General features: G+C 30.9%; 16 protein-coding genes and 1 riboswitch. Of the genes, 13 read left to right on the top strand and 3 right to left on the bottom strand.

All coding sequences use genetic code 11. The features are described from left to right. Positions 1-17 precede the first annotated feature (17 nt). Positions 18-737: a DUF6090 family protein gene (locus Q0874_RS14540; protein ID WP_299164238.1), complete on the top strand. Its 720-nt coding sequence runs from the start codon at positions 18-20 to the stop codon at positions 735-737. Between the two features lie 213 nt (positions 738-950). Here Q0874_RS14540 and Q0874_RS14535 read toward each other — a convergent pair whose 3' ends face one another. Continuing rightward, the gene (locus tag Q0874_RS14535) at positions 951-2114 is read right to left on the bottom strand and encodes a DUF4382 domain-containing protein (protein ID WP_299164237.1); all 1164 of its coding nucleotides are present in this window, start codon (positions 2112-2114) and stop codon (positions 951-953) included. Between the two features lie 468 nt (positions 2115-2582). Between Q0874_RS14535 and Q0874_RS14530 the strand changes: the two genes are divergently transcribed. The 11 genes from Q0874_RS14530 to Q0874_RS14480 all read left to right on the top strand — a co-directional run bounded on the left by Q0874_RS14530 (position 2583) and on the right by Q0874_RS14480 (position 20877). Next, positions 2583-2762 carry a hypothetical protein gene (locus Q0874_RS14530; RefSeq protein WP_299164236.1) on the top strand — a complete coding sequence of 60 codons (180 nt, stop codon included), beginning with the start codon at positions 2583-2585 and terminating at the stop codon, positions 2760-2762. A gap of 294 nt (positions 2763-3056) precedes the next feature. Then, positions 3057-4319: a phage integrase SAM-like domain-containing protein gene (locus Q0874_RS14525; protein ID WP_299164235.1), complete on the top strand. Its 1263-nt coding sequence runs from the start codon at positions 3057-3059 to the stop codon at positions 4317-4319. 19 nt (positions 4320-4338) lie between these two features. Beyond that, the gene (locus tag Q0874_RS14520; protein WP_299164234.1) at positions 4339-5163 is read left to right on the top strand and encodes a hypothetical protein; all 825 of its coding nucleotides are present in this window, start codon (positions 4339-4341) and stop codon (positions 5161-5163) included. Between the two features lie 102 nt (positions 5164-5265). After that, a complete protein-coding gene (locus Q0874_RS14515) occupies positions 5266-5544 on the top strand; it encodes a helix-turn-helix domain-containing protein (protein ID WP_299164233.1) in 279 nt (92 codons plus the stop codon). A 4-nt stretch (positions 5545-5548) separates the two neighbouring features. Then, positions 5549-5803 (top strand): hypothetical protein, encoded by a 255-nt coding sequence (locus Q0874_RS14510; RefSeq protein ID WP_299164232.1) that lies wholly within the window; start codon positions 5549-5551, stop codon positions 5801-5803. Then, positions 5800-8154: a hypothetical protein gene (locus tag Q0874_RS14505; protein ID WP_299164231.1), complete on the top strand. Its 2355-nt coding sequence runs from the start codon at positions 5800-5802 to the stop codon at positions 8152-8154. The genes Q0874_RS14510 and Q0874_RS14505 overlap by 4 nt, the downstream gene beginning before the upstream one ends. An 885-nt stretch (positions 8155-9039) precedes the next feature. Then, positions 9040-9133, bottom strand: a riboswitch (SAM-I-IV-variant riboswitch). Between the two features lie 294 nt (positions 9134-9427). After that, positions 9428-11092, top strand: coding sequence for an NERD domain-containing protein (locus Q0874_RS14500; RefSeq protein WP_299164230.1), 1665 nt, complete (start codon positions 9428-9430; stop codon positions 11090-11092). Beyond that, complete coding sequence (locus tag Q0874_RS14495; RefSeq protein ID WP_299164229.1) at positions 11080-13395, top strand: hypothetical protein; 2316 nt, start codon at positions 11080-11082, stop codon at positions 13393-13395. Before Q0874_RS14500 ends, Q0874_RS14495 begins: the two co-directional genes overlap by 13 nt. Further along, positions 13392-17669 (top strand): helicase-related protein, encoded by a 4278-nt coding sequence (locus Q0874_RS14490; protein WP_299164228.1) that lies wholly within the window; start codon positions 13392-13394, stop codon positions 17667-17669. The genes Q0874_RS14495 and Q0874_RS14490 overlap by 4 nt, the downstream gene beginning before the upstream one ends. Positions 17670-17672: 3 nt before the next feature. Further along, positions 17673-19775, top strand: coding sequence for a DUF1998 domain-containing protein (gene drmB, locus Q0874_RS14485; RefSeq protein WP_299164227.1), 2103 nt, complete (start codon positions 17673-17675; stop codon positions 19773-19775). Further along, the gene (locus tag Q0874_RS14480) at positions 19765-20877 is read left to right on the top strand and encodes a hypothetical protein (protein WP_299164226.1); all 1113 of its coding nucleotides are present in this window, start codon (positions 19765-19767) and stop codon (positions 20875-20877) included. Before drmB ends, Q0874_RS14480 begins: the two co-directional genes overlap by 11 nt. 9 nt (positions 20878-20886) lie before the next feature. Here Q0874_RS14480 and Q0874_RS14475 read toward each other — a convergent pair whose 3' ends face one another. After that, on the bottom strand, positions 20887-21498 hold the full coding sequence (locus Q0874_RS14475) for a BglII/BstYI family type II restriction endonuclease (protein WP_299164225.1): 612 nt from the start codon (positions 21496-21498) through the stop codon (positions 20887-20889). Then, positions 21495-23063 (bottom strand): DNA cytosine methyltransferase, encoded by a 1569-nt coding sequence (locus Q0874_RS14470; RefSeq protein ID WP_299164224.1) that lies wholly within the window; start codon positions 23061-23063, stop codon positions 21495-21497. The genes Q0874_RS14475 and Q0874_RS14470 overlap by 4 nt, the downstream gene beginning before the upstream one ends. A 525-nt stretch (positions 23064-23588) precedes the next feature. On the opposite strand from Q0874_RS14470, the gene Q0874_RS14465 reads away from it, so the two are divergent. After that, a complete protein-coding gene (locus tag Q0874_RS14465; protein ID WP_299164223.1) occupies positions 23589-23816 on the top strand; it encodes a hypothetical protein in 228 nt (75 codons plus the stop codon). Positions 23817-24200 lie beyond the last annotated feature (384 nt).

The raw sequence follows: 24200 nt of genomic DNA, 5'->3' as shown, positions 1-24200 counted from the left end.
AAATTCGCTACGACCTTATGGAAAAAAATAAAACAGGCAAATACCTAAAATATGCTATTGGTGAAATAATTTTGGTCATGATTGGAATTTTGTTGGCACTTCAAGTTAATAACTGGAACGAAACGCGCAAACAGAAAGCAACGCTGTCTGATTATACAGAATCCTTAATTAAGGATTTAGAACAAGACACAATAATTTTGAATGAACAGATTAGGTTTACCAATGAGGACAATAGAATACTAGAAAATTTAATAGGAAGATTATCTCATCCCAATGCTAATAATGATACTCTAATTAAGATAACAAGATATGAATTACCTTCTCTTTACTTATATCAAAGACCTCTAAACACTAATACATTACTTGCTATTCAATCCAACGGAACGTTAGAATACTTTGATGATAAGACTTATAATTATTTAATTGAGTTACAAACAATTCAAAATATTAAAGGTACTATTCTAAATGGGCAAATAGAGGGTCATACTATTCAATATCGGGCAATAAATTCAAAATATACCATAGGTGAATATAAAGCACTCAGTGGTCCATTAACAGAAGAAGCATGGACAAATGTAGATACTGATGATTTGTACCGAACAGTAGAGGGTTTTATTGCGTCAAGGAAATGGATGAATGTCAAGGGAGGTATTAATAGAAATGAAATTCTGACTGCAACCGAAAAAGTACTCAATCGATTAATTGCCATTCAAAAAGACATGACTGGCAAAAAGTAATTTAGGCTTTATGATTTAGAACTAAACCAGTAATTAACGAAAGCACAACAACGCATAAAATAAATACAAGTACTAATTTTTTACGAAACCGTTAGCCTTCATTATGACCCTCTACGAATACAAAATGCTTTCAGAAGATGAGCAGTACGACACCGTATTTAGAAAAGGTAAGTCCTTCTTTTGTCCTTAACTCAACGAATATATTCCAGAATACTATTCTATTAACAAAAGTTCTATGCTTTCCGCTATTTCATATAAAACACCAAATTCAACATCAATAGGTGTAGATTCATAATCATTATATCCTTCATTGGTTATTTTTAGAACATACGAATTTGTCATCAGTCCTTGAAATGAAAAATCTCCATTTATATCCGTAGTTGTTTTGGTTATCACATTGACGAGGTCGTTAGAAGCAAATATTTCAATAGTCACATTTTCCAATGCGATAGGGTTTTCATCATCCACCGTTAATTTCCCTACAACATTCCCTTTTATAGAATCAGATAGCAATAGTTCAATGCTTTCTCCTAATACATTAACTACACCAACTTCAACAACAATTGGAGTATCTTGAGGAGTTTCATAGTCTTGATATCCTAAATTCATAATTTTAAAGATATAAGAACCTCCTGCAAGACCTAAAAATGTAAAGTCTCCATTTACATCCGTTTGAGTGGAACTAACAGAATTATCTAAATCATTAACAGAAAAAACACCTACTGTAACATTTTCAAGAGCAACGGCATCAGCTTCGCTAATACTCAACTTTCCAATAACGTTTCCTTTAACCGTTCCAGAATTAACTTCAGCAATCACATTAATAACAGGTTTTAAATTATATTTACCTGAATTGCCTGCTTTCACAATTGATTTATCAACATCCCAGTCTAGTATAAAAGTATATGAAAAACCAGGTTCTAACTCTGTGTCTAATTTTAATTTCAAACCAGACTGTTGTGCGCTAGGAGTGTCAAGGTCAATAGGTTCAGGCTCTCCCTCAATAACAATATTGTTGTTATCGCTTAAGACTAATCTTATTTGTTTTAACATACCTGAAGGAATAATTTCATCTGACAATAAAAGGGTATTATCAGCAATTAGTTCTGTTAGATCAACATTAATAGGATATTCACGGTCAAAACTTTTCCACCCTCCATCATCTTCTGAACTATTATATTGAATATCTACAATCTCAACATTTACCTCCATATAGTCTCCAGGAGCATCAACTAAGACTAATCGAACTCTTGAAGTTTGGCTTTCTGAACTTAATTCCTCTGTAGGAGAAATACTTTCACTACAACTTTGAATGCTTGCTAATGAAAAAATAGCAAAACAAATGAGCACTAAGGTTCTTAAACTCTTTAAAGTCATTTTATTTTATTAAATGGTTATTAAAATAATATAATATTAATCCAAGGATTAATATTATATACATGTTGTTATATATAACAGTTTCATAAACAAAAACCCTACCTTAAGTTTAATAAATATAAAGACTGTCTTATCTATACATTCTTTTTTATTTAATATTTACTACAATATTAGAGATTTTAAACTCTGATCTAAACAAAGCGTTAAATATTAGATTATGTGTAGATTAATGAGGATTAAAGGTTATTTAGGGTATTAACCAGTATTTAATACCACTACTATAACTTAGAGTTGTTTATCTTATTCTTTCTTAAGCTATCCTCTAAAGGTTATTTTTTGACATAAATAAGACCTCTATTTTCTGACCGTACATATTTACCTATTGGAAAATCTTGAAATTTGATATCAGGCCCTTATACCTTCCTTGGAGGTAAGCTCCTAAACACTCCCCTATATTATTTAAATTGCTTGGCACCCCTGCCAAAATCTATAGAAATAGAAGGTAATTCTAAATATGTCCTTTATGATATAAATAAGTTCTTTGTTGAGGTAATTTGGGATATAGAACAGGATGAGATCATAGGTAAAGGACAGTTTATCGAAGGAAAAAGTCTGGATAAGTACACTAATGTTCCTAAGGAGATTTGATTAATCAAGTTTTTTCAATCTTGAATAATCAAGATTTTTTCAAGAAATCTACCTATTCTTGTTACTATAATAATAAAACCCTCAAAATCAAATGATTAAGAGGGTTTATAAGTACTCGAGGCGGGAGGTTATTCTTTGAAACGCGTTAAACTTCGTTGATTCGAAAATCATAATAAATATAGGCTTTTCTAGCAAATGTCATTCAATGATGTTCATATAAATTTATTAATATTTAGGATATGTTGGCTAAATGTTGGCTAGAATTGTTAAATTTAAAATCTACGAGTGATTTCTATGGCATCAATAAAATATCTTCTTCAAAGTGGTGCCGAGCAAGCAAATATATATCTCCGGCTTTCATTAGGAAGGGGAAAGGATTTTAAACGTAAAACCGGGTTAACAATTAACCCAAAGAATTGGAGTAATTCAAAAGGTTTACCAATTGGCAAAGATGCTGACTTAAAAAATCTAAAATCATCTTTACAAGAACTTTCATTTAAACTTGAAAAGAGATTAAACGAAGCTGTTATAAACGGGGTAGGCATAGACGGTGTTTGGTTAGAAAATGAAGTTGATCTGTACAATAATAAAAAACCGGTATTTAGACTTGACTGGTTGACAAACTACATTCAACATATTATTGAAACAGCAGATAAAAGATCAAATCAAAAGGGTAGCCTTGGACTTTCTATAAGAAGGATTAAAGGATACATTACTTTTAAAGGAATGATACTTAAGTATGAAAAAGAAAGCCGAAAAGGGAAATCTATATTAATTAAAGAAGTGGATTTGAGTTTTGCTGAGGATTTTAAATCTTGGCTTTTTTCAAAAAATTATTCTATTAATTATGCAGGAAAAAATATTGATAATTTAAAGGCAGTATGTAATGATGCCAGGATGAATGGCATTGAAACCTCATCTACATTACAGAATATTAGAAGTTTTTCTGAACAGAAGTCAAATGAAGCTATAATCTATTTATCAGTACAGGAGCAGCAAACCATATCAGAGTTATCATTAAAGCGGGAGGCTTTAATAAACGCCCGTAAATGGCTTTTACTTGGTTGTTTGATTGGACAAAGAGGCAGTGATCTGTTAGCCATTTCAAATAATAATATTAAACAATTAGAAGGAACTAGAATTGTCGAGATTAGGCAAAACAAAACCGGAAAATTAGTTGCTGTTCCATTACTTCCTCAAGCGGAGGAAATATTACAAGATGGTTTTCCATATCAAATATCTTTGCAAAATTTTAATGCATATTTAAAGGAGATTTGCAAATTAGGGGGATTGGATACTCCGACTCCTGGACTTAAAAGGTCAAGCGGAAAAGGGATCATGCCAAGTGTGAAAGGGATATATCCTAAATATGAATTAATAGGATCACATGTCTGCAGGCGTTCATTCGCAACAAATTTCTATGGTAAGATTCCTACGCCTATACTAATTAACATTACCGGTCACGGCACTGAAAAGATGTTCCTAAAATATATTGGAAAAACAACCTATGATAATGCCTATCAAATGATAGAATATTTTGAAAAACTAAAATCTTAATTAACCGAACACCGTAAACATGGAACTACCCTACAAGGAAGATATAATCATTACGCATTATGGTTGTGCCGATTTTGAGAATGAAAAACATGAAATTTATTGGATAGGAGCAATTTATTTCAAAGACAATGTTAAGGAATATTATTTTGCTGATAAGGATGAAATCGATGTGATTAAATCTTTTGAAACCTTAATAAATGCTAACCCTTCTAAAACTGTTGTTCATTGGTCCATGAATAGTCCTAAGTTTGGTTTCAAGGCAATAACGAATCGTTATTTGAAGTTAGCGGAGGAAGGTATCAATATAATTCCAAAGAATGAATTAGATCTTTCTGAATACTTAAAAGAAAAGTACGGAATAAACTATATATCAAGAAAAGGCGGCCGATTAAATAATTTGGCAACTTTAAATGGGTTCTCAGGATATAAAGATTCAAATATGGTTCGCGACTTAAATATGGGTTCAGATAGACTTGAACTTTTGTTTTCCATAGTACAAGCAGAATGGCAAGGAGAATTGAAGATCGACAAACTAGAAGCCAGGGATTACGGGACTTTTGATAAAAACCATTTTAGTGAAAAAGGGTTCCGTCTTTACTCATTTCTTCATGAAAACTACAATTATCAATTTAAGACAAAGTATCATAATTTATACTATTTCTTAAAAAAAGATAACCCTGATAGTCAGTTGTATAGATTTAATTTCACAAAGAAACAATATACGGAGTTTGTAAAAACAAACTTTAATGTTCAACTAACTACTTTCAAAACTTCAACATATAAGTATGAAGATTCTGAAAGGATAAAATTGCAGGAATTGGCAAACAGTTATAAGGAAAAATAAAGCTAGATTCAAAAACCCTATAAAAACCCTTTTTTAACCCTTTTAGTACTTTTTTTAAACCTCTTTCAATTAGGTACTTGCGGCCATATAAAACAAAAAGATATGGACGAAAAACTTATTATTTTACAAGGTGTCTCAGAAAAAAGCCTTGTAAGTAAAATCACTGATTCTATTAATGAGATATTAACTGCAAATTCAGAAAAATCGAATTTCTCAGAACAATTGCTTACAATAAATGAGGTTTGCGATTTGCTAAAAATAACCAAAACGACACTATGGTCTTATACTAAAAAGGGAAAACTACAAAGCTATGGAATAGGCAATCGTGTTCTTTACAAAAGGTCAGAAGTTGAAAATTCCTTAACACCCCTAAAAAAATAAGGCCATGGATTCTAACAGAAAACAAAGCCTTAAACCGTTGGAGAGCGGACAGGGCAAAGATAAGCATAAAGGCACGGAGTTAAAAATCATTTGCACTTTGTTAGGGGGGGTATTGCCTATTTACGAATTACAGTATCAGAATAGGAGAATTACCGGAGTGTTTTGTCGATCAATTTGGGGAGATAAAAATGGCATAATAAAAATGGCAAGGCAAGTACTTGAGGAAGCGAATATCCATAAACCGTTTGTGATAGTATGAAATATATTGCAGGATATAGGTCCATAATTGAGGACTGGAAAGATGATTTTACATCGCGTATAAGGAGTGTTTCACAAAAAGGAAAAGGTAGTTTTACATTTAAGGATGCAGTGAATAGTTTAGAGAATTACACTAATTCGTACGATAAATCATTTCTGATATATCATAGGTTTATAGAGGGGAATCCATTAAGGCATAACGACTACTACAAATATGTTGATTCTTATATCAATGGCAAGGAGTTGAATATTAAGTTTTTTCGTCATGATATTGATAAATTAAAACGGTATTATAAGAATGCTGACGAGGCCGGATATGATCCCTTTAATATGGAATCCTATAAGAGATATGTTCTGTTTATGATATTGAAACTAAATGGACATTACAAAGAGGAATTTAACCCTTTATTCAATGTAAAGAAGCAAGGGCATAGAGAATACAATCCTTTAACCGGAATACCCAGCGTCCTTCGAGGTGAATTGCCTATAGAGGTTAAAGAATATGACATTAAGAGGGCTTATCCCACATTTATCGATTCACAGCTAGGTATTGAGCGAATCAATGATGTATATGACATTATTGACAAAAAGAAGTTTAATACCCTAATAAATACTCATTCTGGTGTAGGGGGGGGGTCTATTGAGGCCATAAGGAGGGAATTGAAGGTGGTTTATGGTGAAAGGGTGGATGAGGTTATTACAGAGGAACGTTTTAACACTAAGGGAGGTGTTTTTAGAGATTTAGTATCATTAGAAGAAAATGCTATAAAGGGTTTCGTAGAAAACAATGGATTAAAGAATTACGCGCGTCTACATGATGGTGTGTTTGTTCTTAAAAATGTTGAATGTTCTAACCTCAATATTGATGGCGTTCAGTTTGCAATTAAAGAATGTATTAAGCCTGTAGTTCTAAACGAAAAAGAGAACTTTTACAAATTCAATTCTGAGGGCAAATTACAGACAAGTCCGAAGCAGTATGCTGATTTCTTATCGGATGAAAACTTTATAAGAGTTACCGAAAAGGATAATGATAAAGTTACCATCTTTAAGGATTCAAACAATGTAGTAGCACCATTTAATCATAGAACAGATACCGTTCCCTTTTTTAAAGAAAATATTAATGAAAATTATGTTGATGAGGTAGAAAACAGAATAGCCAGGGAGGTGAATACGGCGATTAATCAAGCTTTCTTTTTAATGGATCCGAAACCATTAAAATATTACTCTGATACTCGTGATTGCTTTGGATTGCCCTTTAAAAATGGATTTTATAAATATACAAAAGGGGCAGAGGCACTTGAGAGATTGGAGTATAGTGCAGTAGATGGTTTCTTTCCTCCGCATGATATACAGGGTCGTATATTCGATTATAAGGAAAGTGATCCAGGTATGTTTGAACAATTTCTAATCATGGCCTCTACAGGAAAAGACCCAAGAAAGTATGATTTAAGTGAGAAGGAAGTGATGGATTTTGATGCTTTTTGCTGTATGATAGGCTATTTATGTCACTCGTACAAGAGGTTCTCATTCTCCCCTGCTATTATTCTATCTGACACGGGGGCTAATGACCTCAACCGTATGGGTGGTAGAGGAAAGACTATAATTGCTAGGGCAATAGGGCATGCCCAAAAGACCATGCTAAAAGGAGGGGACGAGTTCAAACCGAGTTATATCCACAATTTTGCCGACCTTACGAAAGATGTGAATGTTTACGTTATTGATGATGTTCCGGCAGGATTTAATTATGATGCTCTTTATACAAACATTTTGGGAGACATAAGCTGTCAAAGGAAAGGAACGGCTGCGCAAACAATCTCGTTTATAGAAGCTCCTAAATTTCTTATCACAACAAATTGGGCGGTAAGGTACGATGAAACCAATGTATCTACTAATCGACGCTTTATAGAGTTTAAACTGACTGATTTTTTTAACATGAAGAACAAGGTTGATGAACTCTTTGGTTGCACATTTTTTGAGGAATGGGATAAACGGGAGTGGGATAAGTTCTATTCTTTTATTTTTTCTTGTGTAGGACTTTATTTAGAATTCGGTATTACACCTATTAACTACGACAAAGATGAGGATAACTTTCTTGCAAATTTTAACGGCGATTCCGTTCTTGACGAATTTGAGAGAATTTTTGAGAAAGTTAAGCTTGAAGACTTTACTGTGAAAAGATTTCTTGAAATATATCAGGCCTATGATAATCCTATGAAAGTGGAGAAATATTTTCACAAGAATAATGTCAAAAAGATGATAAATATTTATATAAAACATAAAAAACTACCTTTTGAATATGTACAGCGTGAAAGGAAATGGAAGTGCTTAGATGTTGAGCCTACTGATTTTTAAGGTTTAGTTGTAACGGTTGTAACGGATGCACAACCGTGTTACAACCAATCGATGTCTAGGAAGCCTTTATTTTATAGATGTTTTGGTTAGTTGTTACAACCATTACGGTTAATATAAAGTATCGCGGGGGAAAGGAAAAAATGTAAATAATAATAGTCAATATATAAAATTACTTAAAATAGGTTGTAACAACCGTAACAGAGATTGTAACTATATGATTACCAATAAAATAAGTCTATAAATGGGTGTAAAAGAGGTTGTAACGGGGTTGTAACAGTAATAACCAACTTAAAAAATAGTACTACAGAGAATTAAAAGAAGTAATTAAAAAACCTTTATAGACGTGTTTTTGTCGTTTTAAATTCTCAAAATTTCTCATAATTTAAAAAGCACGCAAAAAGAATGAATTTGTCATATGTACAATCACAATCAAGTATGTGCTATAATATTCATTATGTCAAGTAGAGCCATAAATAATTGATAATCAGTATGCATAATATAGGATAGAAGCCTTAAATTGCGGAATAGTTGTTAAATTTAGGTTACTCACTGATAATAATGTAATTGGAACCAGCAAAAATTAGACCCCACCCCCTCAGAGGAGAATACTCACTTTAGACTATGTATTCCATCTAAATAATTTTTCTGAAATGAAAGCTGAAAAAAGTCTGATTTAGTAATACAGATTCACTCCTCTCCAAAAAAACCAGGACAGTTTTCGCAATCTTCGGTAAATCGGTATTAGCTTGTACAAACCGCAAGGTATCCTGACAACGATGTACGGGAAATAGTCGTATCCCTTTTCTAAAAAACGGGTTGCTTTGAACGATTTTATAATGCATAAATTTTTAAAGGTTTATGCAACAGAATTTAAATATGGACGGAATGGAATTATTTATTTTGACTGAATGTCCACATACGAAACCACCGTGGCTTTTTTGCTCGGTTGGTACGCTCAATAGCGTTCCTGATGCATTACAAATATAGAAAATACTTTTTGAATTTTCAATTTGGGATTCTTAAAATCAAATAAATTCAGAATTATATTGTTGTAGGTTTATTACAAAAAATATAGACAAAAATTATTTCTATGACATATATCACAAATATTCATATTCAACTTAAGTAGATTTATGGCTTGTTTACATATAGATACACACTACAAGTAAAACCATATTTATTTTAAGGTGTTTGTTTGTTCGTATTAAATTAATTACCGGTAACTTCATTATCAAAATTTTTATTCTATTGTTTCATTAAAACCAAAAAAATATTGTCAATTATACTTTTAAATAACTACCCGGTAAATAATCTTGAAACTTCAATAACTAAAAAAGATGGGTCTCCACTTTTTGGAGAAATATGGCTCTATAATCAGTTTTTGAAGTTTAATGAATTTCAATTATTAAATGAAAATGAAACCTGGATTCTTAAACACGACTATAACCTATCAACCCATCCTGCCGGTAAAGGCAAAGTAGAAGGTCAAATAGATTTTCTATTATTATCTAAATATGGAATATTGATTATTGAAGTAAAAGGAGGTGGATTAAGAGTAGATGAGAATGATAATTATTTTTCATTTGATAAATCAGGTGAATATAAAACTCAGAACCCATTTAATCAAGCTAAAGAATATACTCATACATTAAAACAATTATTAGATGAGGGAATTTTTATTTATAGAGCCGTTGTCTTGCCTCATGAAGCTGGTTTTGAATTAAAAGGACCTCAATTAGAAGGCTATAAGAATTTATTTTTTTCTAAGAAGAGCTTTTCTAATTTAAAAGAGGGTGAAGATGATAAGACCATAAATAAAATCTTCTTTGACTTTTTAATTGATTTATCCAAATCTTCAAGGAGTAAAATTTTAAAAGAGTTGAATCCTAGTTGGACAACTGAAAAGGTAAATAATAAAAGGTTTGAAAAGTATCCTGAACTATCTTCAAAGAAGTTAAAATCTTTAAAATCCGAGTTATTTCCGGTTCAATCTTCATATGGATTTAATCCAGAGAGAATCAATTCAGAAATCATACTAAATGAAAATTATGAAACTTTAAAAGGTTTAAGTAGAAATAGAAAGGTAATTATTCAAGGAGGGCCAGGAACAGGAAAGACTGTTTTGGCTAAGAAGTTTCTAGCAGTAAATATTTTGAAGCAACAAAAAGGCATATACTATTGTGCAAATAAATTAATAAAGGCAAAAATCGAACATTCTATTACTAGAGATTACCGAGTAGACGATACATTAATTACATTCAAAGTGTACCATGAAAATTCCATAAATGAAGATTTATCTAATGAAATTGAGTTCGTAATTTTTGATGAAGCTCAGGAATATTTTAATAAAGGATTATTCGAGTTGATTGAACAATTTGAATATAACATGGAACTTCCCAAACTGCTGGTCCTATATGATCCTAAACAAACTATAATCTACAATTTTAATGACATTTCCTTTTATACAGATTTTTATATTGAAAATGGTTTTACACATTATCTATTTGACGAAACATACAGATGTGGACAAAATAAACATATAGTAACTCTCTCTAATGAACTACTTAATAGTAATGTGATTAAACATGATGCAATAGTTTTAGAATTAGTAGAAAAGTTAAAAATAATTAAAGAAATTATTGACGAAACTAAATTCATAAAAACAGAACAAATAATTTTAATTCACAGCTCATTAATTGATTATTTTAAAGAAATAGTTAAAGATTATTTTAAAAATGATTTAGAGGAATTAGTCGAAAGTAACATTAATATTCCATCTTCTAAAATTAGGTTTACAACCCCAATTAAATATAGAGGTCTAGAAAACAAATCTGTGTATTTAATTACAAATAACTTGGATGAAAAGTCTAAGATTCAAAACTATGTAGCAGTTACAAGAGCTATGGATCAGGTTAAAATAGTCTTATGGACAAAATAGAGTTTAAAAAAATCCATAATGTAATTATTGATTTTCTACAAGAAGAAAATAATAATGAATTAGCAGTCATAGGATCTTGGTATTTTCGTTTTCTAGTATCAAATCAAGAAAAGCTTTCGTTGCATTTACCCTATTGTTCTGAGGAACTATTAACGTTATCTTTTAATTATATCAGGGCTTTTACTGTAGTTTTTAATCTGTTAAAAGGGGAAAAACTAACTGAATTTGAAGGCACTTGCCTATTTGATATATTCAATGCATCATCCTGTGAAAAAATGGATGAATTGACTTTAGATTTTATCAAACTAAACGAAAACCACGTTTTATGGGGAGAAAATACGCTTACAAAAGGAGAAAATACGCTTGCAAAATTAGATGCATTTTTACCTGTTTTTAGTAAAGAAGAAATAATAAGGCTTAATAAATCAAAAACAATCAAAAACACTTTTGAATTATTTAAAAGCATCCGAAAAACAGAGGTTTTTGATTTCCCACTACTAATTGAACTAGATGAAACGATGTTATCCTTTAATAATTTAGAAAATATTGATAATGAATTTATTTCTGAAAATCTATTTTTTGTTGATAGCACTTTAGACGATGACTCGGCTATGGAATTAGAGGACCAACTTATGGCTCAAGAATTAAATAATAGTCTCTTAATAAAATATCCATATTCTAAAAAACCACACGATTATTTAATCGATATTGCTAAAAAGAAATTCAAATTAGTTTTTAATAATCGCTTTGCATACAATGACATTTTAAAAAATGATTTGGTTCTATTAAAAGACGAAGCTAATCTAACAACTAAAATAGAGTATACTATAATTGATACAAACCACAGTAAAGATTTATATGAATTGTTTAGATCTTTTAATGAGCAGTGGTTTCAATTAGAATTAAATAAATTCACAACTCCTTTCCCTAAATATTGGTTGCTGTTTTTAAATGCTTCCTTAACCAATGAGGAATGGCTTAAGCAATTTAAAAAAGACTTTCCCGCGGTTGCTGAAAAGCCAATAATAAGAACTATCGAAAAAATTATAGATGAGGTGATTGAATTAAATTGGATTGAAAGTGTATTAACAGATTCAACAATAATCCTATTTCCAGAATTAAAAAGTTTAAGAAAAAAAAGATTAGAGTTTGTATATAATAATTTTAGAAACTATGTCACTTCTCTTAACAAAAATGTTGAATTTATCGATAAAGTCGAATCTCATAATTATAAAAACGTAAAAGTATTTGACTCATTTAATATTATCTATTTAGCAAATTTAAATCAGTTTAATTGTGAGGATACTATTAATGTAATGGTACCTGATTTTTTATATTTTGGATACAAGCCTTTTATTAAATTATATTTATTCAATTATCAATTTACGCCATTATTTATTGGCTTGAGAGAAGCTTTGGATGAGAATTATATTTCTAACAAAGAGGAAATTGAAGAGTTAAAGATAGAGATAAAAAGAGGAATTAAATTGGATTTAAAAAATTATAGAAGCAAATACAAAGATGAAATAGAAGATGAAATAGAAGATGAAAATCCAAATTTGGAAGATTTAGAATTCACAAATGCTGAAGAAATTGAAAACACTGCTTCTGAAGTTAACCACGAGAATAAAATAATTATAATAAATCAATACTTAGAAAATGAACTAGCAATTTCATCAACAGAAAAAGTTCTATTACAAAAGGACACCTTGATATTTGTAAAAGCTTTTAATCTTAAAAAGGGTGATTTTTTTGTAAGAAATATTGATATATCAGAATTGTATAAATCGAATAATTTGTACGATAAATTGGTAAATATACCTCAAGATGTTTTGAAGTATCAAAATCAGTTATTTAAAAAAGAAAATGTTTATCAAACTTTAAAAAATAAAGGTATTTCTTATCAGCATCAAAATTACTTTGATAATAACTATGTCTTAGAAATAAATGAAGAGCATACATTTAGAATTTCAAGAAGAAAAAAAGATTGGGCAATAATTTGCGAGTTCTTAAACATTAACCACTCAGATCAACAACTAGCATTTATTGCATATTATGGAAGAAGCAAGCAGAATGATTTAAAAAAGATGTATAAATCAATTATTGAGTTGTTGTTAGAAAATAATTGGTTAGGCAAAATTGAAGACCCAACTATTATCAATACAGTATCTAAAATTGTTAATAAATACAACAGCATTTTCAATACTACTGATAAAACTGAAATCACAGAAATTTCTGAATCTATAATATCAACAATATTAAGTCAACTCACATTAACTGAAATAAAAACTATTAAAAAATGAATGAGTTCATAGAAAAAAGAAATGGTTTAGAGATTTTTGTTAAGGAACAAATTATAGGCCCAGGAGCATACAATAAAAAATACTTTTTTCTTAAAGATTGGGACAAATCAGAGTATTATAGAAAAGATTTATCTCAGATTCCTGCCTTACAGAACTTTAATGAAATTATCCCAGAGGTTCCTGCTTATCAATACAGTTCCGCCATTTTATTTCCAATAACCACTCAACCCACTCAACCACAAAACAGAAAAGAAGGTCAAGAGGTAATTGATGAAAGTGAAGATATTGAAGAAGAAAGCTCAAATACTTCTGCAGATGATGAAAATATTTCTGAAGACACATCTTCAAATATTGTACTAACACAGCAAAATTATCCTAATACTTTTGGGTTATCATTTGTTTTTGACAAAAACAAAAACATTAATGATGATTTGCTAATTTCACTTTCTTACAGGAAATATAAGCAAGTTTCGAAAAAGACCCTTCTTGAAAACAGAATAGCAATAAACATAAAAGAGTATAAGGCTGAAATAAAACATATCGTAACAAAATATTTAACACAAGATTTTGGAATTGAGGAAAAGGATAATAATCTTTTTGTTTATCCAAAAAGGATTTTTAATCAAGATGATATTTACAGTATTGATTATAATTTATTAAATGCATACGTAAGAGATCAATTCCTATCAGCTTTAATTCAACCTTTTGAGAATAAAATAGTTGAATTAAATATGGTCAAAGGAGTAAAGTATTTTGGTTTAGAGGATGGGAATAAACAGTTTTACTCTATCTCAGATACAAAGTATTCTCATTCCAATGTTTTCACAATTTTCAGTGACGCAATAAGCAGCTTTATTCAAAAAAAATTAGAATGTGGAATCGTTAACTATTCTATATATAAAGATTTAATAAAAGAACTAGAGATTTATAATCAGCTAATTCAAATTACAACAGACCTAAAAACAATTCTAAAAGAAAAGGACTCTTCACCAGTTTGGGAATCTGAAATATCTAGTAGAAAAATTACTTTACCAAAGTTAAAAGGAATAGCAATTCAAAGAGATAAACGAAAAGCAATTGACGAGAAGGATAAAGAAAGTTTGCAATATTATGTTCAATACTTAATTCCTAAAGCGGAGGAGAATGAAGTTTATGTGAAAATATTAATTGAAAACGCTAATAAATATGAGTTAGAACCAAATGAGACTCCTCAATTAAATAAAAAAAACAGAGCAAATAAATTATCATTCTTTGGTGTTGAATTAAAAATTAATGAAACCACTAAAAATTCACTCTTACAATATAACCCTCCTCAATTGTTAGATTTTGATGAAGAAGATAGTTTTAATAAATTAATATACAGGGAATATATAGATTATGGAGAAGGATATAATACATCAGTTAATTGGGGGAAATCAAAGGACAACCTAACCTTCATATCATCTGATTTTCTACCGACACAAGAAACTCCATCGGTTGATTTCAAGCCTAGTGAAATTCAAGGCAACGATATAAAAAATAGGCTTTTAGATGATGGTATTTTATCTATGCGCTATTTGTCTACTTTGAGCAACGCTAAAGACGAAGAAGTTATTGATGGTTTAAATTCATTTATTGATGCCTATGGTAATGAAGGTTCTATTTGTTGGATAAATGACAAACAAGAAAATTTAAATTTAAATAATGAAAAGCTTAATGATAAATCAAAACAACTACTTAACAAACAATTAGAAGCTTGTAGAAAAGATTATAGGCGATTACAGAGAAACATTGCTTTATTAGAAAGAAATAAAGAAGCTATTGCTTCATTTAGAACAATGAACACTGCTATGTTTATGCAGTTACATCATAGTATCAAAACTGATAAAGGGAACAAACTATTTGTGCCTAAAAATAACGATGAGAAGTATTATAAAAATGTCTCATTGGAAAATGATTATAAGTGGCGTTCTTTTCAGTTGGCATTTATTCTTCTTAACATAGATGCTTTTGTAAAACCAAATGAGGAAGATAACACTGTAGAGGATGTATTTGGTTCAGGTTGGCCTGAAAGAAATGAAATTGCAGATTTGGTTTGGTTTCCAACTGGTGGTGGTAAAACTGAGGCATATTTAGGAATAATTGCCTTCGCTATTTCCTTAAGAAGATTTACCAAAGGAGAAAACGGTTATGGCACTACAATTCTAATGCGTTATACTTTGAGAATGCTAACCCTTCAACAGTTTCAAAGGGCTACAATACTAATTTTTGCATTAGATGTAATTAGAAAAGATGAATTTTCTTTACCCGAAAACTTTTCTTTAGGCGATGAACGTATTTCTATTGGTTTATTTGTAGGAGGAGATTCGTTGCCAAACTATTGGAGTCAAGGTGATAAATCTATGATTAAAGAGTTAAAGAAGATTTCTGATTTAATCGAAAATGATCAATCAATTTCCACGAATATTCCTTTTACAAATTGTCCTTGGTGTGGGGGAGCTTTGTTTGTTGATAAGGATTTAAAGAATATAAAACCAAATCACTTTGGGAATTATGGGATTAATGATCAATTAAATATCGCTTGCAATACAACAGGTTGCACTTTTCATAGCAGAAGACCATCTAATACAAAAAGTTTGCCATTTAGATTATTTGATGAGGATATTTATAAATATCCTCCAACCTTATTATTTGGTACGGTAGATAAATTTGCAGCTTTTGCTAATAATGTATCTACAGAAAGTGGCAGAAGAAATAAAGACTCTCAAAGATTAGTGGGCAAAGGATATAATGAAAGGGATGTTTTACCACCGGAATTAATAATTCAAGATGAATTACATCTTTTGTTAGGTCCATTAGGTTCTTCAGTTGGTTTGTTTGAGAAAAGTATAGACTATTTATGTACTTACCATGATGAAAATGGGAACAAAATAAAACCCAAAATAGTCACTTCCACGGCAACAACCAGAAATACCGACAAACAAATTTTTGCCTTGTTTAATAGGAGGTCTGAAATTTTTCCCAAACAAGGAATTACATGTGACGATTCATTTTTTGCATTTTATAAAAGAAAAGTAAATCAAGATAACATATGGGAATATGAATCTAAAAGAAAGTATATTGGAGTATTACCTATAGGAAAAACTCAAGTTTGGATGCAATTACGTATCATATCCATTAGCTTAAGTCATAGGCTAAAATATTTTAAAGAAAAATATACCATTGATGAAGTTTTTGAAACTCCAGAAACTCTTGAAAAGCTTAAAAAGGTATTTGATTATTATCATACTATCCTAGCGTATTATAACAGTTTAAAAGATGTTGGTAAGGCACAATCACAGTTAGACCATTATTTACCTGGAGATATAAACCATGTTATAAAAAACACCATTCCTTGGAGCTTCTTAGATAAGTTAATAAGGAAAGAAAGAATAGAGTATTCCGAACTTACAGGTAGATTATCTGGTGAAGAGGTTAAAACACATTTAGCTGATATTGAAAAAGAATGGACTCTCCTGGAGCCAATAGAGGATTCAGATAAATTGAAATTAAAAAAAATTAGCTCGCCAGAATTCGTTATTTCTACCAATATGATATCTGTAGGTATTGATGTTTCACGGTTTAATACTATTGTGATTAATTCTATGCCTAGAAATATTGCTGAATACATACAGGCCTCAAGTAGGGTAGCAAGAGATGAAGATGGTGTTGTTTTTACAGTGCATCACCCATTCAGGTCGAGAGATATTTCTCATTATCAAAAATTCAAAGAATTTCACGAAAAATTTTATAGCTATGTTGAACCAATATCTGTAACTCCTTTTGCAAGTAAAGCTTTAGATCGCTATTTAGCTATGTATGCAATTGTCATCATTCGCCACAATAAAGATTTGGGATTGATAAATAATGAATCTGCTAGAGATATTGACAACGATAAAATTAAAATTATCAAGGATTTAATAACTTCAGAAGTTCAAGAAGTGTATAATAACGGAAAAAAGTTAGACAAACATTTGCAAACCAGAACAGCAGGAATAACTTCAACTATTGACGGTATAATCACACAAGAAGAAGTTGATGATATTGATTTTAAAGTGAATGAATTACTAGAAAGATGGATAGGGTTAATCGACAACTTGCCACAGCCTGTTGATTTGAATTATAGAAATCATGAAAATAGATTAAAATCATTGTTTATTAATGCAAGTGACGATAACTATCCAAATCATTGGAAAGTTTCATATTCCTTAAGAGAAATAGGAGCTTCTGCAGTTATTAAAACAGTACAACAATAGGTTATGGCAAAAAAAGAACATGTCCAAAATAGCGCTGCAAACGAATCTGTCAGTAAATACAAGTTGCTATCTGCATATGGCGGACCAGGGTCTTTAGTACATACACAATATGGCAGTATCATTATTTCTTGTATTGAAGAGTGGGGATTTCTAAAAAAGGTTTTAGAAATTCATAATGAATTTATTCAAAAAGGAACCGCTGAAGATAAAATCGTTAAAGAAGTTTCTATAGATGCTGGATTGGAAAGAAATGGAAACATAGGAATCTCAAATGACAATAGATTATTAGAATCTTTGCAAATAAGTAAGGAATTGCCAAACTTGAAATACCTCGTGTTAATACCAGATATTGAGTTGGTCACATATAGTAATAAAATAAAAAGTGGCGTTGAATTAGCTATTCCAAGCACCTATATGCCTAAAGTGTTTGCAGATGACAACAAGAACTATAAATCATATAGAAAATGGTATAAAGAATGGACTGAAAGAAGTGATAGTGATGGTAAGAAAACAGATGAATATGGAAAACAGTTTCATCCACCAAAATATGTTGCTAATGAAAAAAAGGGGTGGACAAGTGATTTAAAACAAGACAATATAATATTACTTTGTGAACATGGCCATATAAGTGATTTTCCATGGTCTAAATTTTTAAGATGGCGTAAAGAAGAACCCTTAGCCATATATGTAGAAAATTCTGTAGAAATATTTATTAATCAAGATTGTTGTAATAATCCTCAAATTAAAATAACCTCAAACATAGGGAATGCATCTGGATATGATGGTAAATATCTGCGCTGTAATAATCCTGGTTGTTTAGGAAATAAAGGAACATCACTTAAGGGTTTAATGGGTGTTAAAATTAAATGTCCTGGCCATAAACCTTGGGAATCTTCTACAGCATTAGATGTTCGTTTTCCATATTCTGGAAATATGAATTCCAGAATAAAGGGGCCTCCTTTCGAAACTTGTAATTGTGAAAAACCGATGAAGGTGGCCTTAACAACAGGGAATAACATTTATTATTCAAGAATAAAATCGAGCATATACTTGCATAGTGAATTATTTGAGAGTGACATTGCTTTAGCGATTATGAAATTAGAATCGGAGAAGGAACAGGCCGTTAGTAATGAAAAATACAGTTTAGCTGAAGAGTTAAACAATAAAATTAAAGAGTTAGAAGCTAAACAGCCTGGGGAGGAAAAGACAGTAGTTTTGGATTCAGAGCGTGAAATGATTTATAGATTTAATGAATTCCAAGCGTTTCATAAAGATGAGGCTTTATTAACAAAATACCCTAAAGACTTAAAAGTAAAGGAGGTTACCCAAAATTTAGATGAAGAAACTAAAGGTTATTTCACTCGAGTACTTAGAGTAGATAACATGAAAGTAACATCTGCTCAGCTAGATTTTTCAAGAGTTGTTCCAATAGATCCGGATGCAGAAAATGTACATTCTAAAAATATATTTAGAAGTAATAATGATAAAGTCCAAGTTTACCCCGTAGTGGAGAATTTTGGTGAAGGCATCTTCTTTTCGTTTAAGAATGAGTTGATTGATGAGTTTATTAACAATAATAACATTATAGAAAAATTGCAAATTCAATTAGCTTATTTGCATAAGCAAACAAATTCATTCAATAAAGGTGCTGTTGATTTTGCTAATGTTATGAATTGGCAATTATATTTAGTTCATACATTTTCTCATTTGATAATGCGAGAATTGGAATTTAGATGTGGTTATCCCACGGCCTCTTTGTCAGAAAGAATATATGTATCCAATGAAATAAAACATAAAATGTATGGCTGTTTAATATATACGGCTGAGGGAGCAGAAGGAAGTATGGGAGGATTGATAGCTCAAACTAGACGTCAAAATCTAAATAATTTAATAAAAAGTGCTATAAAAAGAGCTACTATTTGTAATAGCGATCCATTGTGCTGGGAGTCTGAAGGTCAAGGATTATTCGATTTAAATTTTGCTTCTTGCTTTTCCTGTAGTTTAGTAAGTGAAACTTCCTGTGAGCATAGAAATTTATATTTAGACCGAAAATTGCTCGTAGATATGGATAAAGGATTTTTTAAAGATTTGTTAAATGGGTTTTGAAGAACAAAATAAGTATTTTTTACGCCAGCGATTTACATCTGAATTTTATAAATCTTCTATTGATCAAAAAGATATTTTATATAAATCCTTTCGAGATGAATTACTCAAAAGGATAACTCATTATTATAATAACATTTCTGAAAGTGGTCCAGCAGTGATATGTAAATTCTATAAAGAATTAATAGAATTAATTTGGGATTATGACAAGGACTTTATTCTAACAAATCTGTTATTTGAGAAGGATTTTAATTCAGTAATCACCTGTCTTGATAAGAATCAGAGGGTCTTTGAAACAAGACTAAGCTATAATAACGATTTAATGTGGGGGTTAGAATTTTTCTTTAAGAAATTCTTAGATGAAACAGATATTTATTTTTCATCAACCCTAAAAGATTTCTTGAATGATCATTTAAGTTCCTTTACTAGTCTAAGACCAAATAATTGGGAAATTAAACGTAATAATACTACAAATTCCATCAAGGTTGAAGTCATACACATCTATACTAAGTTCCTTATATCTAATATAGAAAATACTGAATATCTCAAAAAGATGATTACTATTCATATTCTTTTTACTAGAGCTTGGCATTTGAACTTTAAGTTTGAAAATATAAATGAGATTAAGATTACAATCCTCTTCCTTGATCAGTTGATCAAGTCTTATAGAGAAAGTTTTTTTAAGGGCAATACTCCAATTTTGCACCAATTTATACTAGCACTTAATCGAAAATATTTGGAGATATTTGCTCAAGGATTTGTCCAGACTCCTCTATTTGATACTGCCAAAAGAAAAGATTATCCAAAAGGTTATCACATTAAGAGAAAAGAATTAGAAGATCTTATCCTTCAAAATGAATTTCTATTAGATTCAACCACACATGAATTAGAATATTATGAACTTTTTAGAATCTATACGAACACTAATTCTGCTGCTGTAATGGAAAAGATTCGAAAGTCATTTAAGGAAAAAATCAATATTTCAATACTTCCACAATCTGAAGAGTTGGATATTATAGAAGACCTATGCCATGAGAATGAAAGTGGAATTGAGTTGTTGCATGATCTTTATAAACACTTCTACCTATTTGAAAGAATGATCTAATGCGAATAATTAAGGTTCAATACCTACTAATACAAGTGGAACTGCTGGCACACCCCTTCCCTGTCTTGCCAGATCATAGAGTGCAGATTCATAGTAGCCTGGACCAGAAGACATTTCAACTTGCATTGATTTCATAGGCAAAATCTCAACGCCCACATCAATTGTATCTCCAATATAAAATGCCAAATGCTTTACAAATAAATCGTATGCAATAAAACTATATTTACCAAACTGAACTTCTACAGCAATTCTATTCTTAACAAAATCTGTTTGATTATAAGAATAGATTGGGGTTCTTTTTGACTCTTCTATAATTGCCTTTTGCTCCTCAGCTTTTAAGTGCATAGTTTTCGTAATCAATTTGTAATCATCCGTAACCCAATAGCTGGTCCTACTTTCAAACCATGCTCTATGTTCAAATTCGACCTTTATCCTACCATTTAAGTCAACCGGGCTAAATAGTTTTTTACCCTTCATGGTTTTTTCCTTACTTATCTTTGTTCTATATTCATCTGCATTAATAGCGTTGATTACCTCTTCGATTTCCATCCATAAGGATTTTTGATGATACTGAATCCATTCGAAACCATTTAGATGGGAATATTGCGCTCCTATTTTCATTTTTTAATATTTTTATTGAATACATACCCTAAAACAATTCCAGAAAGAATCAAACCCTTATTATCAAATAGCTTTGCATTCAAATTGTTCCCAACTATTGAAGTAAATTCTGAATCAGAAATATTCACATTTAATAGGCTTTTCTTCAAATTCAATCCAAACTCAGAAAGCTTATCCAACACATCATAAGGATGAGTGTACTCCTTAGATTTATGGGTCCACCTTTTTTGCAATTGACTAGAACTAACAGTCTTGGAAAAGCTTATTAATTCATTAAGTTCACAGTCAATTCTGACGTCCTGAACTTTCAAAAATTCTATTATTTGCTTATATTTTTTATGTGTAAATAGTACTTGGTTAATTTTCTTTGATGAACCGTAGAAGAATTTTATACTCCAGACACAAATATTCTCTGTACACTTGTTTGAAAGTTCGAATCTAACCCCGCTACCTAATCTGTATTCTGGAATAGCTAATCTAAAAGAACGCACATCTCTATATTTGAACTTTACTTTATCCGGAGGCGTAATAGGGATTTCTTCTGTCGGCGAGTTATGGCGATAAACTTTGACATCATCTATTAAGGTCAATTGCTCAACTGGAACTTCCTTCATACTTTGAAACAAATAATATGTTACTACTGGGGGTATAGCATTTCCAATCATCTTTAATTTAGAGTTGTATGTCTTGCCATAATATTGGTATGTAACAGGAAATCCCATGAGCATACCTCTTTCCCTAACAGTGAGTCTTCTATAGCCAACTCCATTTTTAATGACCAAGCTTTCTCTAGAAACTCTTGTGCAAGTTGAAGTTATGGTTCTAGAAGGTTTATCTAATCTTTCTGGAAAGGACATGCCATTGTAAATTGGGTGGTAAGTTTTTGATTCTCTGTTTAATCTCAATTCCTCTGGATTGAGTGCTTCTTCTATAATATGGTCTGTTATTTCGTTTTTGGGAAGGGAATATTTATAAACTGGGTCAATTACAACATCTTGTTCTAGGGCATTAAGAATATCGCCAAGCGTTCTTTCAACTGTATGTTCTTTATATGATTCAAATAATTTATAAGGGAAATTCCCAGCGATCATTCTTTTCCTTTTCTGCGGAACACCAAAGTCACTTGAATCAACAACTTCCAAATAATTAAATAGTTTCTTGAATCGCTTAAATTTTGAATCTTCGTTTAGAGCTTTTTCCAAGATATTTTTAACCCTTGGCACATTTTCCATAGCCCAATACTTTGGTTTAAGATATTCAACCACACAAAGAAATTGGTACATATCCACCAATCCATCTTGGATATCCCCACCGCCACCTTTATTGGAATAAGAGAATTGTGTGCAAGGTGGACTTCCTACAACAAAATCTATTGTGCCGACTTCTGGCAACGTCTTGAAATCAAGTTTTCTAATATCAATCTCTTCAGTATTCGTTCCAAAATTTATATTATGTGTTTGATTAGAATCCTTATTCCACTCAAAAGACTTAACATGATCAATCCCATTAAGCTTCATCCCTAATGTCCATCCTCCAATACCACTATATAAATCTATACAATTCACAAATCCTATTTATTCTATTATCGTTTCACAAAGATAGTATGTGTTTATGTTTAAATCATATTTAGAATGAATTTCAAGGGTTTGTTTATAAAATTGTGATGCGATAGCAGCACGTTTATCGTTCTTGTTAGGCAATGTTATCAATTTTTTCGCAATTGAATAAATCTTGAGCCAAAAGTCCCACGGTGTTGCCCTTATCAAAAATATCTTTAAAATGAGCCGATGTCTCGTCTTTTAAATTGTAGTGATTTTTGCATAAATATAAGGTCTTTTCGCACTGAAGACCTCTAATATAAAGGTTGATTTGGAAAGGATATATTTTGTCATTGATATATAAAGATAACTAAGATTTGGAAAAATATCCCAATTTGGGCCTAATCAGGGAAGCTATTCCCTTCTTCCTTATAAGACTCAAATTCATTTTTCAGTCCTTAAATAAGCATGCTTGAAATGGGGATAAATGTTAGGTGCTTTTATTAAGTAATATCTTACTTTCGTTCCTTAACTATCTAACAACTGATAAATATGAAAGCAACAGCAATATTATCCATTCTGATTCTCCTTATTAGTTGTGGAGAAGTAGTTAAGAAGTCACCAGAAATGTCTCAAGCCAAAATTGACAGCGTAGAGACTATGATAACTGACCTAGATAGGGAGATAGGGATAATAAGTGATAATGCTGCTGACAGCCATCATCCTATCATCATCAAACTGACTGCTCTTAGGGATAGCCTTGAGGCACTCCTTCCATAAGGCTCTATTTGACATAAACATAGATATAAATAGTATTAAATCATCTTAATCCTGCATTATAGTTGCTCTCAACATACTTAATTTAGGTCTATGACACTCTACGAATACAAAATGCTTTCAGAAGATGAGTAGTACGACACGGTATTTGCCAAAGGCAAGTTCCTAGATTTAGTTATTGAAGGTAATTCTAAATATGTCCTTTATGCTTTGAATATGTTCTTTGTTGAGGTACTATGGGATATAGAAAAGGATGAGATAATAGGCAAGGGAACATTCAAAGAAGGAGATAGTCTGGATCGGTATAGCAATGTTCCTAAGGAGTTTTAATTTAACCGCCCAACCCACTTAAAATAAAGACCCTTATTAGGGGCCTTTAATTTTGTG

Origin of the sequence: uncultured Eudoraea sp. (assembly GCF_947490415.1) — a bacterium.
In the GTDB taxonomy this organism is placed as follows: Bacteria; Bacteroidota; Bacteroidia; order Flavobacteriales; family Flavobacteriaceae; genus Eudoraea.
Note: the sequence above shows the minus strand (reverse complement) of the source record. Positions and strands in the feature narration are given on the sequence as shown.

Excerpts from the sequence above, each read along its gene's own strand:
- Q0874_RS14540 (WP_299164238.1), top strand. The coding sequence starts at position 18 with ATGGAAAAAAATAAAACAGGCAAATACCTAAAATATGCTATTGGTGAA.
- Q0874_RS14535 (WP_299164237.1), bottom strand. The coding sequence starts at position 2,114 with ATGACTTTAAAGAGTTTAAGAACCTTAGTGCTCATTTGTTTTGCTATT.
- Q0874_RS14525 (WP_299164235.1), top strand. The coding sequence starts at position 3,057 with ATGGCATCAATAAAATATCTTCTTCAAAGTGGTGCCGAGCAAGCAAAT.
- Q0874_RS14520 (WP_299164234.1), top strand. The coding sequence starts at position 4,339 with ATGGAACTACCCTACAAGGAAGATATAATCATTACGCATTATGGTTGT.
- Q0874_RS14515 (WP_299164233.1), top strand. The coding sequence starts at position 5,266 with ATGGACGAAAAACTTATTATTTTACAAGGTGTCTCAGAAAAAAGCCTT.
- Q0874_RS14510 (WP_299164232.1), top strand. The coding sequence starts at position 5,549 with ATGGATTCTAACAGAAAACAAAGCCTTAAACCGTTGGAGAGCGGACAG.
- Q0874_RS14505 (WP_299164231.1), top strand. The coding sequence starts at position 5,800 with ATGAAATATATTGCAGGATATAGGTCCATAATTGAGGACTGGAAAGAT.
- Q0874_RS14495 (WP_299164229.1), top strand. The coding sequence starts at position 11,080 with ATGGACAAAATAGAGTTTAAAAAAATCCATAATGTAATTATTGATTTT.
- Q0874_RS14490 (WP_299164228.1), top strand. The coding sequence starts at position 13,392 with ATGAATGAGTTCATAGAAAAAAGAAATGGTTTAGAGATTTTTGTTAAG.
- drmB (WP_299164227.1), top strand. The coding sequence starts at position 17,673 with ATGGCAAAAAAAGAACATGTCCAAAATAGCGCTGCAAACGAATCTGTC.
- Q0874_RS14480 (WP_299164226.1), top strand. The coding sequence starts at position 19,765 with ATGGGTTTTGAAGAACAAAATAAGTATTTTTTACGCCAGCGATTTACA.
- Q0874_RS14475 (WP_299164225.1), bottom strand. The coding sequence starts at position 21,498 with ATGAAAATAGGAGCGCAATATTCCCATCTAAATGGTTTCGAATGGATT.
- Q0874_RS14465 (WP_299164223.1), top strand. The coding sequence starts at position 23,589 with ATGAAAGCAACAGCAATATTATCCATTCTGATTCTCCTTATTAGTTGT.